This is a genomic window from Neorhizobium galegae bv. orientalis str. HAMBI 540 (assembly GCF_000731315.1).
Taxonomy (GTDB): domain Bacteria; phylum Pseudomonadota; class Alphaproteobacteria; order Rhizobiales; family Rhizobiaceae; genus Neorhizobium; species Neorhizobium galegae.
Genome location: NZ_HG938353.1, coordinates 2859536 through 2873983, shown reverse-complemented (window position 1 = coordinate 2873983; position 14448 = coordinate 2859536). Strand labels below are relative to the sequence as shown.

Genomic DNA, 14448 nt, shown 5'->3' with positions numbered 1-14448 from the left:
TGTCTTTGTGAGGCTCTTTTGACGTAGCGGCACTATTCCGCCAGCAGAAGCACGAAGGGGTGGTCGCCAAACGCCCAGTTGACGGCGATGCGATCCTTGGGGTCGACCAGCTTGCCGGTGCAGACATCGCGATAGCGGCGGTGTCCCAGCCTTTCGGGGAGAATTATTTCCGTTTCCGCCCAACGTTCGGACCGAGACGGAGCAAGGCTCGCATGCAGCGCGCTGAACACCAGCCGCGGGGCGATGACGATGAAGGCGTCGTCCATGTCGGCGCGGGCGAAGGCTATGACGTTGTCGGCGCGCTTGCCCGACGCTCCGAGAGGCAGATATTCCCCCCGCCGAAATAAGGTCGGTGCCTCCTGGCGAACGCGCAGCAGGGTGGCGATGACATGCTGTTTCAGCCGGCCGCTCTGCCATTCCTCCTCATCGGTGGAGGCAAGCTTTTCCCTCTCCGTCAGGCGCTGCTGCAGCGTGTCGAAATCCGGCTCGCGGCGGTTGTCAGGATCGACGAGACTGAGGTCGAGGCCTTCGCTTCCTTGGTAGATGTCGGGTACGCCCGGCGCCATCAGCTTTATGATCGTCTGGGTGATGCCATTCACCAGGCCGGCGCGGATAAAGGGGCGCAGCGTGTCCGCGAAGTCCGTGAGAAAAGCCTGGTTGCTGGGTGACAGAAGCGTGCGGGCGTACTCCAGGACCGCCTTCTCGTATGTCTCATTTGGATCGCCCCAATTGGTGCGCAGCTTCGCCTCGCGCAGTGCCTTTTCGACATAGCCGAGGAAACGCGTCTCCAACGCCTTGAGGCCTGCCGCGTCTTCCGCGTGGAGATCGTTCGGCCAGGCGCCGGCGAGCGCTTGGTAGAGCATCCATTCGACCGCAGGTTCCGGCGCGGGGCCGTCGTCCAGCGTTCGGACGGCGTGGCTGTTGATCCTGCGCCAGCGATCCACGCCATCGGCCCAGAGTTCGGGTGCTTCGGTGATCGCGTAGAGCCGGGCGCGTGCATCCTCGCCGCGCTTGGTATCGTGGGTCGAGGTGCCGGACAGCGCGTCGGGCTGCCTTTCCAGCCGCGTCTGCATTTCCGCGTGGAAGCGATCGAGCGAGAAGCTGCGGGGCAGGGGCTCAGCACCGACCTCGTTCAGCGCCAGCGCCATATGCTGCCGGAAGAACAGCGTATCTTCCACGGATTTCGCCATCAGCGGACCGGTGAGTTGCTGGAACCGGGTGCGGAAGATCGAGGCGCTGCCGGCTGCCGCCTGCTCGACATCGCCGACCATGATGCGTTCGAGGAAGGCGAGCGCCGCATCCTCCGGCGGGTTCGGGCCGTTGCGCACGTTGTCGAGAACTTTTGCCAGCATCTCCCGGCCCTCGGGCGGAATGCCCTGCCTGGTGCCATAGGTGCGGTAGACCGGGAAGGCGACGAGCAGTTCCCGCAGCGCTGACTTCACGGCTGCTTCCGACAGAGCGGATTCGCGGTCCTCCGTAGGCTGGATCTGCATGGCGATATTGAGCAGCGTCGAGACCTCGCCGGCGAAATTGTTGTCGGCCATCAATAGCTTTGCTGCCCGCAGTTCGGCTGCCATGTCGACCGGCTGACCGGTGGCCTTTTCATATGCGCTACGCAGTTCGTCCAGCTTGGGGCCGTCGACCAGCGCATCGCTGACGGCTGCGATGAACTCGTAACCGGTCGTGCCGGAGATCGGCCAGTCGGTCGGGACCTGCTCGCCCTCGCCAAGAATCTTTTCGACGGTGATGTAGCAGTCCGGCCCGGCCTCGTGCCGCAGGCGTTCGAGATAGGCTTTCGGGTCGGCAAGACCGTCGACATGATCGACCCGCAGACCATCGACCTTGCCGCTATGGACGAGTTCGAGGATCAGCCGGTGCGTATCGTCGAACACGGTACCATCCTCCACCCGCATGCCGGCAAGCCCGGTGATCTCGAAGAAACGGCGATAGGAGAGTTCGCGAGGCGCATCCCGCCATGAGATCAGCCGATAGGGCTGCTGGTCGTGCAGTTTGGCAATCGCCGCGCGATCGGCGAACTTGAGCATCTCCTCTTGGCGGCCGGCATAACTCGCCGGCGCCAGCGGATAGAGCGTGTCGTAATAGGCGAGCGCCGGCTTGCCGGTCTTCGGATCAGCCTTGACGGCAAGCTCGCCCGCCGCCAGCGCCTTGTCGAACGTGTCGCCCAGGAAGGGCATCGTCAGACGACGGGTCCAGTCGATATCGAAATGGCGCGCATATCTGCTCTTCTCGCCATTCTCGACGACATCGCGCCACCAGGGATTTTCGAGCGATGCGGCCATGTGGTTGGGGACGATGTCGAGGAGCAGGCCAAGACCCTCGGCCTTCAACGCCTTCACCATGTGCTCGAAACCGTCGCGGCCGCCGATCGCTGGGTCGATCTCGTTGGCGTCGGTCACGTCGTAGCCGTGGGTGGAACCGGTCGTGGCCGTAAAGATCGGCGAGGCGTAGAGGTGGCTGATGCCGAGCCGCTTCAGATAAGGCACCAGGCTGCTCGCCCGATCGAAGGTCATGCCGTTGCGGAACTGGATGCGGTAGGTGGCAGTCGGGATCATCATGCGGCGTCTCCGACTGCTTCGAAACGGGCGAGCACGGAATTGGGGGGCAGGTCCTTCGTCTGTTCCGGCCACGCGAAAATCATCTTGCCTGGCATGTCCGGCAGCGCCTGCGCTTTTTCGCCGAGGTTGAGCGCCATTGAAAGCGTGCCTTTCGGGAAAATCCAGGAGACGGCGAGGAAGCCCTTGTCGGTCTTCAGCACCTTGCCCGAGTGACCGCGCGCGGAGCCGAGCACGGGAACGACGATATCCTGCCGCAGCTTCAGAAGCGCCTTAGTAAACTCCAGCCAGTCCTTGCTGTCCGCCGATTTCAGCTTCTTCCAGTCGAGCTTACAGACGTCGAAAGTCTTCCTGGCATTCGGATCGGGGACGGTCTCTCCCCCGTGGCCGGCATGGCCTTCGAATTCCTTGCGGCGGCCGTCGCGTACGGCTTTCGCGAGATCGCCATGGAAATCGGTGAAGAACAGGAAGGGGTTGGTCTCTCCATATTCCTCGCCCATGAAGAGGAGTGGGATATGCGGCGAGAGGAGAAGCATGGCGAGCAGCGGCTTCACTTTGTCAGCGCCGGCGAGTTCGATCAGCCTTTCGCCCTCGGCGCGGTTGCCGATCTGGTCGTGGTTCTGGATGAAATCCACGAAGGCGACCGGGGGCTGATCCAGGCTCGAAACACCGCGTTTTCTGCGGGTCTGCGGCGAGACCTCGCCCTGATAGGCAAAACCTTCGGCGAGCGCCCTCGCCACCAGCTTTTCCGGCTCCCTGGCGAAGTCCTTGTAGTAGGCATGCGTCTCGCCGGTCGCGAAGACATGGACGGCGTTGTGGAGGTCGTCGTTCCATTCGGCGGTGAAGAGCGGTGCCTTGCCGTCCTCGTCGCGTGGATGCAGGAAAGTGACGTTGCGGGCGTCCTCCGTCGTTAGATGGATGGCGCGCTCGGGGATTTCGGCGCGGATGCGCTCGGCGACCTCGATCAGCACGTGTTTTTCGGACGGGTCGTTGATCTGGTCGATGGCGTCGAAACGCAATCCGTCGAGGTGGAATTCCTCCAGCCAGTAGAGCGCACATTCGGTGATGTAGCGCCGCACCGGCTCGACGTCATAGGCGATCGCCGCGCCCCAGGGCGTCATCTTTTGCCTGTGGAAGAAGGCGGGTGCCAGAAGCGGCAGGTAATTACCGTCCGGGCCGAAATGGTTGAGCACGATATCGAGCACCACCGTCAGCCCATGACCGTGGGCGGCATCGATGAAGGCCTTGAAATCCTCCGGCGGGCCATAGGCGGCGTGAGGCGCATAGAGGAGCACGCCGTCATAACCCCAGCCTCGGTTTCCGCCGAAATGGGCGACCGGCATGACCTCGATCATGGTGATCCCGAGGTCTGCGAGATGGGGCAACTTGTCGATCGCGGCGCGGAAGGTGCCTTCTTCCGTAAATGTGCCGATATGGATTTCGTATACGACCGTTTCTTCCCAGGGCCGGCCCTGCCATTCCGGATGCTGCCAGGTGTAGCTGGTCGGGTCGATCACCAGCGACGGCCCGCTGACGCTGTCCTTCTGGCCGCGCGAGGCGGGATCGGGCACCACCATGCCATCGGCAAGGACATAGGCATATTCGGCGCCGGGGGTGATGCCGGTGGCGAGCAACTCGAACCAGCCGTCGTCGCTGCGGCTCATCTCGGTATCTTCGCCGTTCAGCCTCAGCGTCACGGTCTCCTGGCCGGGTGCCCAGAGCCGGAACCGCACCTCGCCGGCGGCGACATATTCGGCTCCCCATGTCTTTGGAAACGCGCGAAACTCGGTAACGGCATTCAATTCCGGCATGCTGTCGAGCCCCTGGTTGAGAGAGACCGGCAAACGGCCGAAGAGGCTTCGAGTTCCATTGTGGGGCATGGGCGCAATAAAATTGCGCGCCAGGGTAACAAATAACAAGTTCAAAGGAGTAGTCGCCGGGCCGGTTCGGTCCTAATTTAGCACTCATGCAGGCGGTTTCGGGGAGGAGATCAGTGCATGCTAACTGAGGAAGAAGAGCTTATCCGCTCGACTGCCGCGGAGTTTTCCCGGGAGGTGCTGAAGCCCGGAGCTGCCGCGCGCGACAAGTCGCACGCGATCGAGCCGGACGTTCTGAAACAACTCGGCGAACTCGGGTTTCTCGGCATGCGCACGGCGGAGGAATGGGGCGGCGTCGGCTGTTCCTATGTCGCCTATGCCTGGGCGCTGATGGAGATCGCGGCGGGCGACGGCGCGGTCTCGACGCTGGTCAGCGTCCACAATTCCCCGGTCTGCTCCCTCCTCGACATGCACGCGTCCGATGACCAGAAGGAACGGTTTCTCCGCCCGCTCGCGGAAGGCCGCCATATCGGCGCCTTTGCGCTGACCGAGGCCGATACCGGCTCGGATGCCGCGGCGATCCGCACCCGCGCCGTAAGGGACGGCAGCGACTATGTCATCAACGGTTCGAAGATGTTCATTACGTCCGGCAAGATCGCCGGCACGGTGATCATCTTCGCGGTCACCGATCCCAGCGCCGGCAAGCGCGGCATCTCCGCCTTCGTCACATCGACCGATGTGCCCGGATTTTCAGTCTCCAAGATAGAGGACAAGCTTGGCCAGAAGGCCTCGGATACCGCCGCGCTGATGTTCGACAACCTGCGCATCCCGGAAAGCCAGCGGATCGGGGCGGAAGGCGCCGGTTTGAAGATCGCGCTGTCCGGGCTGGAGGCGGGCCGGATCGGCATCGCTGCGCAATGCGTCGGCATGGCGCAGGCGGCGTTCGACGTGGCGCTCACCTATGCCAAGGAGCGCAAGACCTTTGGAAAGCTGCTGCTCGATCACCAGGCCGTCGCCTTCCGGCTGGCGGATGCTAAGACGCAGATCGAGGCGGCGCGGCAGCTCGTACTGCATGCGGCGCGGCTGAAGGATCGCGGCGCGCCGTGTCTCGACGAAGCCTGCATGGCTAAGCTGTTTGCCTCCGAGATGGCGGAAAAGGTCTGTTCGGCGGCGATCCAGACGCTCGGCGGCTACGGCTACATTTCCGATTTCCCGGTCGAGCGCATCTATCGCGATGTCCGCGTCTGCCAGATCTACGAGGGCACGTCCGACATCCAGAAGATCATCATCGCCCGCGGCCTGGCGAACTGAGGAGGATCGGGATGCGCATAGACGGCGGAAACTTTCTGGTGACCGGTGCCGCTTCCGGCCTTGGGCTCGCGACAGCTAAAATGCTTGTCGAAGCTGGCGGTTGCGTGGCTTTGCTCGACCTCGACGAGACCGGCGGTGAGGCGAGGGCGAGCGAACTCGGCAAGGGTGCGATCTTCATCAAGACCGATGTCCGCAGCGGCGAGGCGGTCGAGAACGCGGTCGCCAAGGCCGAGGCCGCCAATGGCCCGATCCGCGGGGCCGTCTGCTGCGCCGGCATCGCGCCGTCGGAAAAGGTGCTCGGCAAGCAGGGTATCCATGCGCTGGAAAGCTTTGCCCGCGCGCTGGAGATCAACACCGTCGGTACGTTCAACGTGATCCGGCTGGTGGCGCAGGCGATCGCGAGGAGCGAGCCGAACGAGGAGGGCGAGCGCGGCGTGCTGGTCGCCACCGCCTCGGTCGCCGCCTATGACGGGCAGATCGGGCAGGCGGCCTATTCGGCCTCCAAGGCGGCGGTGGCCGGCATGACGTTGCCGATCGCTCGCGAGCTTGCCCGCGACGGCATAAGGATGATGACGATCGCGCCCGGCATATTCGAGACGCCGATGATGGCCGGATTTTCCGAGGAGGTGCGTGCCTCGCTGGGCAAATCGGTGCCGTTTCCGCCGCGGCTCGGCCGGCCGGCGGAATTCGCGCGGCTGGTGCGCGACATCATCGAAAACCCGATGCTGAACGGCGAAGTGATCCGCCTCGACGGAGCGCTGCGGATGGCGCCGCGTTGAACGACTGATTTTGACCGGTTCTTTGGGAGGAGAAACGAATGACGGATGGACAGAGACTGAGCCTGCATGTGCCCGAGCCGGAAGTGCGGCCGGGCGGCAAGCCGGATTTCTCTAATGTGCCGATCCCGAAGGCCGGTTCGGTGCGGCGGCCGGAGGTGGATGTCGATCCGAAGGAGATCCGCGACCTCGCCTATTCGATCATCCGTGTGCTCGACCGCGAGGGCGAGGCGGTCGGCCCCTGGGCCGGGTCGCTGACGCCCGAGGAACTGATGGAGGGCCTCAAGCACATGATGCTGCTGCGTGTCTTCGACAGTCGCATGCTGATGGCGCAGCGGCAGGGCAAGACGTCCTTCTACATGCAGCATCTCGGCGAGGAGGCGGTCTCCTGCGCCTTCCGCAAGGCGCTTCTCCCCGGCGACATGAACTTTCCGACCTATCGCCAGGCCGGCCTGCTGATCGCCGGCGGCTATCCGATGGTCGAGATGATGAACCAGATCTATTCCAACGATGCCGATCCCCTGAAGGGGCGGCAACTGCCGATCATGTATTCGGCAAAGGACTACGGCTTCTTCACGATCTCGGGCAATCTCGCCACGCAATATGTGCAGGCCGTCGGCTGGGCCATGGCATCGGCAATCAAGAACGACACGAAGATCGCGGCCGCCTGGATCGGCGACGGATCGACGGCGGAGTCGGACTTTCATTCGGCGCTGGTTTTTGCGTCCACCTACCGGGCGCCTGTTGTCCTCAATGTCGTCAACAACCAGTGGGCCATCTCCACCTTCCAGGGCGTCGCCCGCGGCGGGTCGGGTACTTTTGCCGCCCGTGGCCTCGGTTACGGTCTGCCGTCGCTGCGCGTCGACGGCAACGACTATCTCGCTGTGCATGCGGTCGCCAAATGGGCGGCGGAGCGGGCCCGGCGCAACATTGGGCCGACGCTGGTCGAATACGTCACCTACCGGGTCGGCGCGCATTCCACCTCCGACGATCCGTCGGCCTATCGCCCGAAGGAAGAGTCCGAAGCCTGGCCGCTCGGCGATCCTGTCATCCGGCTGAAGAACCACCTGATCCGCATCGGCACCTGGAGCGAGGAGCGCCACAAGCAGATGGAAGCGGAAATCCGCGACACCGTCGTCGCCGCCCAGAAGGAGGCGGAGCGCCACGGCACGCTGCATTCCGGCGGCCGGCCGTCGATGCGGGACATGTTCGAAGGCGTCTATGCGGAAATGCCGCCGCATCTGAAGCGGCAGCGGCAGCAGGCGGGGGTGTGAGGATGGTGATGAGCGGGCTGTGTGTCTTCGCGTCTTTTGTCTCCGGTGGATGGGGAGATGGGCGGCGCTTCTTGCCGATCTCCCCCCTTGAGGGGGAGATGCCCGGCAGGGCAGAGGGGGGTGTCTCCGCACCACAGCAACCTTCCGCTTGGCCGCACCGTCGCCACCCCCCTCTGTCACCTTCGGTGACATCTCCCCCTCAAGGGGGGAGATCATCGGGAGTTTGCCGCGGCGTCGTCGTGTCCCCTTCAACCCGTTTACGGGGTGAAGGTGGCGAGGGCCATATCGGCAGCACCAAACTCTCCCCGGAGGTCCTCCCATGCCGCGCATGACGATGATCGAGGCGATCCGGAGTGCCATGGATGTCTCCATGGAGCGCGACGACGATGTGGTCGTGTTCGGCGAGGATGTCGGTTATTTCGGCGGCGTCTTCCGCGGCACCCAGGGGCTGCAGCAGAAATACGGCAAGACGCGCTGCTTCGACGCGCCGATCAACGAATCCGGCATTGTCGGGGCCGCGATCGGCATGGCGGCCTATGGGCTGAAACCCTGCGTCGAGATCCAGTTCGCCGATTACATGTATCCGGCCTACGACCAGCTCACCCAGGAAGCGGCGCGGCTGCGCTATCGCTCCAACGGCGATTTCACCTGCGGCATCACCGTGCGGATGCCGACCGGCGGCGGCATTTTTGGCGGCCAGACACACAGTCAGAGCCCCGAGGCGCTGTTCACCCATGTCTGCGGCCTGCAGGTCGTGGTGCCCTCCAACCCCTATGACGCGAAGGGCCTGCTGATCGCGTCGATCGAGAACCCGGATCCGGTGATCTTTCTCGAGCCGAAGCGGCTCTATAACGGCCCGTTCGACGGCCATCATGATCGGCCGGTGACGTCCTGGGCGGGCCATCCGCTCGGCGAGGTGCCGGCAGAGCACTATGTCGTGCCGCTCGGCAAGGCGGTGGTGCGGCGGCCGGGCTCGGCGGTCACCGTGCTCGCCTATGGCACGATGGTGCATGTGGCCGAGGCGACGGCTGAGGAAACCGGCATCGACGCGGAGGTGATCGACCTGCGCACCCTGATGCCGCTCGACCTCGAAACCATCGTCACTTCGGTGAAGAAGACTGGCCGATGCCTGGTGGTGCACGAGGCGACGCTCACTTCCGGCTTCGGGGCGGAACTGGCGGCGCTGGTGCAGGAGCACTGCTTCTACCAACTCGAAGCGCCGGTCATCCGGGTGGCGGGCTGGGACACGCCTTATCCGCATGCGCAGGAATGGGATTATTTTCCGGGGCCGGCCCGTGTCGGCCGGGCGCTGCGCGACATGATGGAGGCCTGAGATATGGCGGAAAAACTCATCAAGCTGCCTGATGTCGGCGAAGGGGTCGCGGAAGCCGAACTGGTGGAATGGCACGTCAACGTCGGTGATCTGGTGCGCGAGGACATGGTGCTCGCCGCCGTGATGACCGGCAAGGCGACGGTGGAGATCCCGTCGCCTGTGGACGGGGAGGTAACCTTCCGGCACGGCGAGATCGGCGATATAATCGCCACCGGCACTGTCATCCTCAAGATCAGGATCGCGGGCGAGGGGGCCGACGGCGGCGATAGCGGGGAAGAGCCGCAGCTCAAACCGGTTGTTCTGACCGTTGCAGCCGCCGAGCCGGCATCTGAGAAAAAGGTTGAGCCTCTTAAACCAAAAGCTGAGATTGCCGCATCACCGCCCGTCGCCAGACCGCTGTCCCATCCCGTTGGAGCACCCCGCGCGGAAGGTGAAAAACCGCTGGCACCGCCGGCCGTGCGTCTCCGGGCGAAGGAGGCGGGCATCGACCTTCGGCAGGTCCCGGGCACAGGTCCGGCCGGCCGTATTACCCATGATGATCTGGATGCGTTCCTGAACAGCCAGGGTGGCGGCGGGGCTGTCGCCGCCGGGCTGCAGCCGAACAAGGCGGTGCAGGAGGTCAAGGTCGTCGGGCTGCGCCGCCGGATCGCCGAGAAGATGGCGCTGTCGAAATCCCGCATCCCCCACATCACCTATGTGGAGGAGATCGACATGACCGCCTTAGAAGAGCTGCGGACCCGCATGAACGGCACCCAGAAGCCCGGCCGGCCGAAACTCACCATCCTGCCTTTCCTGATGCGGGCGATGGTCAAGGCGATCGCCGAACAGCCGGGCATCAACGCGCTTTACGACGACGAAGCCGGCATCATCCGCCAATATGGCGGCGTGCATATCGGCATCGCGGCGCAGACGCCGTCGGGGCTCGTCGTGCCGGTGGTCAAACATGCCGAAGCGCGCGACATCTTCGACTGCGCCCGGGAAGTGGCACGGTTAAGCGATGCGGCCAAGAACGGCACGGCCTTGCGCGAGGAATTGTCGGGCTCGACGATCACCATCAGTTCGCTCGGCGCGATGGGCGGCATCGTCTCGACTCCGGTCATCAACCATCCGGAAGTGGCGATCATCGGCGTCAACAAGCTCGCTGTCCGGCCGCATTGGGACGGGACGCAGTTCGTGCCGCGCAAGATGATGAACCTGTCCTCCAGCTTCGATCACCGGGTGATCGACGGCTGGGATGCCGCGACATTCGTGCAGCGCCTGAAGGCGCTGATGGAAACGCCGGCGCTAATCTTCGTCGAGGAGTGAGGTGAGAAAAGAACAATGAAAGAGATCACCTGCAAGCTCCTCGTCATCGGGGCCGGTCCGGGAGGCTATGTCTGCGCCATCCGGGCCGGCCAGCTGGGGGTCGACACGGTCATCGTCGAGATGGCGAAGCCGGGCGGCACCTGCCTCAATATCGGCTGTATTCCCTCCAAGGCGATCATCCATGCCGCCGACGATTTCGCGAAGACCGTCGCAATGGCAGCTGGCAAAAATGCCATGGGCATCAAGGCCGATAATCCGACCATCGACCTCGCAAAAACCATGGCCTGGAAGGACGGCATTACCGGCCGGCTGACGCTCGGTGTTGCCGGTCTGTTGAAGAAGGCAGGCGTCAAGATCGTCGTCGGGCGAGCAAAATTCCGGGACGGCAAGACGGTCGCAGTCGAAACAGAAACCGGCGAACAGGTCATCCGCGCCGAAAACATCGTCATTGCCACCGGTTCGGCACCGGTCGAATTGCCGATGCTGCTGTTCGGGGGGGCGGCATCGCCTTCCGGGGCTAAGGTGATCTCCTCCACCGGCGCGCTGTCCCTGACCGAGGTGCCTGCGAGGCTGGCGGTGGTCGGCGCCGGTTATATCGGCCTCGAACTTGGGCTCGCCTTTGCCAAGCTCGGAGCGAAGGTGACGATCGTCGAGGCGCTCGACCGCATCCTGCCGCTCTACGATACGCAGCTTACCCAGCCGGTCGCCAGGCGGCTGGCGGCCTTGGGTGTCGAGGTTCTGCTCGGCACCAAGGTCAAGGGCATGTCTTCGAATGGCGAGGCTCTGCTGGCGGAGACCGCTTCCGGCGAGGAAAGGCGCATCGCCGCCGACAAGATCCTCGTCACCGTCGGGCGCAAGCCGGTCACCGAAGGCTGGGGCCGGGAGGAGCTGGAACTCGACATGGACGGTCGGTTCTTGCGGGTCGACGAACAGTGCCGCACCTCGATGCGCGGCATCTATGCGGTCGGCGACGTGACCGGCGAGCCGATGCTGGCGCATCGGGCGATGGCGCAGGGCGAGATGGTGGCGGAGATCGTTTCCGGCAAGCGGCGCTCCTGGGACAAGCGCGCCATTCCCGCCGTCTGCTTCACGGACCCGGAGATCGTCTCGGTGGGCATGTCACCGGACGAGGCGAGGGCGGCGGGCCGCGAGATAAAGATCGGCCAGTTCCCGTTTTCCGCCAATGGCCGGGCGATGACGCTGTCGACGGAGGAGGGCTTCGTGCGGGTCGTGGCGCGGGCCGACAATCACCTGGTCCTCGGCATCCAAGGTGTCGGGGTGGGGATTTCCGAACTCTCGGCCGCGTTCTCGCTGGCGATCGAGATGGGGGCGCGGCTGGAGGATCTTGCGGGGACGATCCATGCCCACCCGACGCAGTCGGAGGCGTTTGCCGAGGCGGCGCTGAAGGCGCTGGGACATGCGCTGCATGTGTGAGGCTGACAAGGATCAGCCGCCGTTCGAGTCTTGGGAGGAGCAGGCTCTCAACGAGGATTGGCCGTTAACACTATTTCGCTAGGTGTGTCGGCGACATTTCTCGGAGAGTGTTCCCATGATTGATGGCCAAAAGGTAGCGCTGGCGATTTTCGTTGCTCTCCTGATCATCGGCCACATGGCTCTCCGCCGGCTTCTGTATGGAAGCCTGTATTTTGGTAGTCGTCACGCGAATGTTGGTTTCGCGGTCCTATGCTTTCTATTCCTATTCGGTTCGCTGATGTGGGACGTACTCTTCGAGTAGGGGCAGGGATTTCCTCGTTTTGCGCCGTTTCGGTTCTCCTACGGAGACGGTGGCACGACTGAGGATGTCGCCGGGACGATCCATGCGCATCCGACGCAGTCGGAGGCGTCTGCCGAGGCGGCGCTGAAGGCGCTGGGGCATGCGCTGCATGTGAGCATATCGGTACCAAGTCCCTGTGGACAGCCGGATCACCGCAGGCTACTCGTGGGTTGAACGGGAGGCGATGATGAAGAAACTGCTTGCGATATGCTTCTCGTGCATGCTTGTGCCGGCAGCGGCGCTTGCCGAAACGCGTTGCGGCTGGCTGGTCAATCCGACGCCGCGCAACTGGACGCTGATCGATGCCCAGAATGAATGGCTAATCATGCTTCAGGGCGGCTACGAAGCCAAAGGCATGGACAAGATCAAGGACATGGCTGAGGGCGAGCATGTGACCATAAACTACAGCCATGGCTACGCCTGCTTTTGCATGAACGTTTCGACCGACAAGGACGGAAGCGTCCGGCAGATTTACTCCACCCGCCAGCTGCCCCTTTCAAAATGCCGACACGATCCGGCACTCAGCGAGCCTAGATGAACAATTAGGCCTCCCGCCCGGTGTCCTGTCCAGAGGAGTTTGGTCGCGATGACGGACTAAAGCTCGAGCAGCGCATAGGGCTTCCCGGTTGGCTTCTCAATATGCGAGGCGACATTGTAGACCGGAGCGCCGCCGGGTGTCTTTCCATGATAAGTGCCTCGATGGGCATGGCCGTGGACCACGGCAGAGACTGGAAAACGGTCGATGGTTTCCGCAAGGCGAGACGAGCCGAGAAACGGATAAATCTCCTCCGGCTCGCCGACCACGGTTTCGCGGATCGGCGCGTAATGCAGAATGACCATGGCCCGCTCCGAGCGAACCTGGCGTAACGCGTTTTCCAGCCGCATGGTTTCCTCGACGCTTTCGGTGACCATGGCCTTGATGGCCGGCTCGCCGAACGAGCCGAGCATGTGGCGGCCGAAGCCGCCGGCGAAACCCTTTGCGCCGGCGAAACCGACGCCGTTGATCTCGACGGCCTGGCCTTCCAGCAGGTGGACGCCGGCATCCTTCAGGATATGGGTGACCTCCTCGACGCAGCCGCATTCGTAGTCGTGATTGCCGAGGACGCCGACGATCGGGATGGAGCAGGAACGCAGATCGGCGGCCAGTATTTCCGCCTCCTTCGGTTTGCCGAGATCGGTCAGATCCCCAGTCAGGACCAGAATATCGGCTGTTTGCGAGATCTCGCTGAACAGCTCCCTGTAGGACGCCGAACCGTGCTCCTTGATGTGCAGGTCGCCCATCGCAGCGATCCGCTGCTTGCCGTTCGCCTTCTTCGTTGATGCCCTGTCGGTATCAGCCTTTTTTGTTTCCGTCTGGGCGGTGTCGTTCTTCGCGTCTGTCGCTTTGCTCACGCTAAGCCTCCTTGGGCCATTTCCTCTTCGACGCCGTCGCGAAGGTCGCCTTCGCCGCCGACGTCTGCAAAACCCCATTCCTTGACGTCGATCTCGAAATCCACGCGGCTGAACATGCGGCCGCGGCAGATCTTCATCTGCGGCAGCGGCAGTTCGCGCTGCGCCTTCAGGCGGTCGAGAAGCTCGTCCAGCAGCCAGTCCGGCACCTTGTCGCGCTCAGTCGGGTAGATCCAGCGGAAGTTCAGGAGGTGGATCAGCAGTACTTCCCAGTGCACTTCCATATGGTTCAGCAGCCGCTCCCAATCGATCTGGTCGTGGGCGCGCAGGATCATGTGGACGATATCGCCGCCGTCGTAGCGGTGGCGGAGCTGCACGAAACATTTCGACCAGATCAGTTCGGTCGGCGCGATGATGCGCACTTTGTGGCCGTTCATCTCGATCTGGCGGGCATTTTCGAACCAGGCGTCGCTGATCGGCATCGTGCCGTTCGAGGCGGCGAAAATGACGTCGAAGAAGTGCCGGCCCTTCTTCACCTTGCCGAGCCAGCGGTCATCCTCGACCTCGATATGATAACCCTTGTCCTTGAAATGGGCGAGGATGCGGGCGTAGTCGCCGGCCTTGCAGAAGATGTCGAGATCCTTCGTTTGGCGGGTGATGCCCGTATAGGCGCTGATGGCGAACGTGCCGGCCAGCAGGAACGGGATATGGCACTTGGCCAGATCCTCGACCGCCTCGGCGACAAAGGCTTCGGAATCCGCGTCGGCAAGCGTCGGTGCGGCCTTCACTTCCATCCCTGGCATGGTGTCGACCGGGTGGGTGGCCTTCTCTCTCGGCAGGCTCTGCGCGGCATTCGCTTCGGCATTCATTCCGGATCTCCGAATTTGGCTTCGCGC

11 protein-coding genes are annotated in these 14448 nt (G+C 63.5%); 7 read left to right on the top strand and 4 right to left on the bottom strand.

Annotated features, from left to right (window positions below; genetic code table 11):
- Positions 1-32: 32 nt before the first annotated feature.
- Both treY and treZ read right to left on the bottom strand, forming a co-directional pair.
- Positions 33-2576 carry a malto-oligosyltrehalose synthase gene (gene treY / locus RG540_RS14290; protein WP_038589094.1) on the bottom strand — a complete coding sequence of 848 codons (2544 nt, stop codon included), beginning with the start codon at positions 2574-2576 and terminating at the stop codon, positions 33-35.
- Positions 2573-4384, bottom strand: coding sequence for a malto-oligosyltrehalose trehalohydrolase (gene treZ / locus RG540_RS14285; protein ID WP_038593834.1), 1812 nt, complete (start codon positions 4382-4384; stop codon positions 2573-2575). Before treZ ends, treY begins: the two co-directional genes overlap by 4 nt.
- 186 nt (positions 4385-4570) lie before the next feature.
- On the opposite strand from treZ, the gene RG540_RS14280 reads away from it, so the two are divergent.
- The 7 genes from RG540_RS14280 to RG540_RS14245 all read left to right on the top strand — a co-directional run bounded on the left by RG540_RS14280 (position 4571) and on the right by RG540_RS14245 (position 12701).
- Entirely contained in the window at positions 4571-5701 is a 1131-nt protein-coding gene (locus RG540_RS14280; RefSeq protein ID WP_038589092.1) for an acyl-CoA dehydrogenase family protein, read from the top strand.
- An 11-nt stretch (positions 5702-5712) separates the two neighbouring features.
- Positions 5713-6480, top strand: a complete 768-nt coding sequence (locus RG540_RS14275) for an SDR family NAD(P)-dependent oxidoreductase (RefSeq protein ID WP_038589090.1) — start codon at positions 5713-5715, stop codon at positions 6478-6480.
- 38 nt (positions 6481-6518) lie between these two features.
- Entirely contained in the window at positions 6519-7751 is a 1233-nt protein-coding gene (locus tag RG540_RS14270) for a 3-methyl-2-oxobutanoate dehydrogenase (2-methylpropanoyl-transferring) subunit alpha (RefSeq protein ID WP_037076923.1), read from the top strand.
- 319 nt (positions 7752-8070) lie between these two features.
- Complete coding sequence (locus RG540_RS14265) at positions 8071-9084, top strand: alpha-ketoacid dehydrogenase subunit beta (protein ID WP_038589087.1); 1014 nt, start codon at positions 8071-8073, stop codon at positions 9082-9084.
- A 3-nt stretch (positions 9085-9087) separates the two neighbouring features.
- On the top strand, positions 9088-10389 hold the full coding sequence (locus tag RG540_RS14260; protein ID WP_038589085.1) for a dihydrolipoamide acetyltransferase family protein: 1302 nt from the start codon (positions 9088-9090) through the stop codon (positions 10387-10389).
- 15 nt (positions 10390-10404) lie between these two features.
- The gene (gene lpdA / locus RG540_RS14255; RefSeq protein ID WP_038589084.1) at positions 10405-11823 is read left to right on the top strand and encodes a dihydrolipoyl dehydrogenase; all 1419 of its coding nucleotides are present in this window, start codon (positions 10405-10407) and stop codon (positions 11821-11823) included.
- Between the two features lie 476 nt (positions 11824-12299).
- Positions 12300-12701: a DUF4087 domain-containing protein gene (locus RG540_RS14245; RefSeq protein WP_407668826.1), complete on the top strand. Its 402-nt coding sequence runs from the start codon at positions 12300-12302 to the stop codon at positions 12699-12701.
- A gap of 56 nt (positions 12702-12757) precedes the next feature.
- Here the strand turns inward: RG540_RS14245 and RG540_RS14240 are convergent, their stop codons facing one another.
- Both RG540_RS14240 and RG540_RS14235 read right to left on the bottom strand, forming a co-directional pair.
- Positions 12758-13444: a metallophosphoesterase family protein gene (locus tag RG540_RS14240; protein WP_038593831.1), complete on the bottom strand. Its 687-nt coding sequence runs from the start codon at positions 13442-13444 to the stop codon at positions 12758-12760.
- A 107-nt stretch (positions 13445-13551) separates the two neighbouring features.
- Positions 13552-14346: a nucleotidyltransferase family protein gene (locus tag RG540_RS14235; RefSeq protein ID WP_038593828.1), complete on the bottom strand. Its 795-nt coding sequence runs from the start codon at positions 14344-14346 to the stop codon at positions 13552-13554.
- Positions 14347-14448: the final 102 nt, after the last annotated feature.

What these genes read in the sequence shown, in the direction of transcription:
- treY (WP_038589094.1), bottom strand. Translation starts at nt 2,576, where the DNA reads ATGATGATCCCGACTGCCACCTACCGCATCCAGTTCCGCAACGGCATG.
- treZ (WP_038593834.1), bottom strand. Translation starts at nt 4,384, where the DNA reads ATGCCGGAATTGAATGCCGTTACCGAGTTTCGCGCGTTTCCAAAGACA.
- RG540_RS14280 (WP_038589092.1), top strand. Translation starts at nt 4,571, where the DNA reads ATGCTAACTGAGGAAGAAGAGCTTATCCGCTCGACTGCCGCGGAGTTT.
- RG540_RS14275 (WP_038589090.1), top strand. Translation starts at nt 5,713, where the DNA reads ATGCGCATAGACGGCGGAAACTTTCTGGTGACCGGTGCCGCTTCCGGC.
- RG540_RS14270 (WP_037076923.1), top strand. Translation starts at nt 6,519, where the DNA reads ATGACGGATGGACAGAGACTGAGCCTGCATGTGCCCGAGCCGGAAGTG.
- RG540_RS14265 (WP_038589087.1), top strand. Translation starts at nt 8,071, where the DNA reads ATGCCGCGCATGACGATGATCGAGGCGATCCGGAGTGCCATGGATGTC.
- RG540_RS14260 (WP_038589085.1), top strand. Translation starts at nt 9,088, where the DNA reads ATGGCGGAAAAACTCATCAAGCTGCCTGATGTCGGCGAAGGGGTCGCG.
- lpdA (WP_038589084.1), top strand. Translation starts at nt 10,405, where the DNA reads ATGAAAGAGATCACCTGCAAGCTCCTCGTCATCGGGGCCGGTCCGGGA.
- RG540_RS14240 (WP_038593831.1), bottom strand. Translation starts at nt 13,444, where the DNA reads ATGGGCGACCTGCACATCAAGGAGCACGGTTCGGCGTCCTACAGGGAG.
- RG540_RS14235 (WP_038593828.1), bottom strand. Translation starts at nt 14,346, where the DNA reads ATGGAAGTGAAGGCCGCACCGACGCTTGCCGACGCGGATTCCGAAGCC.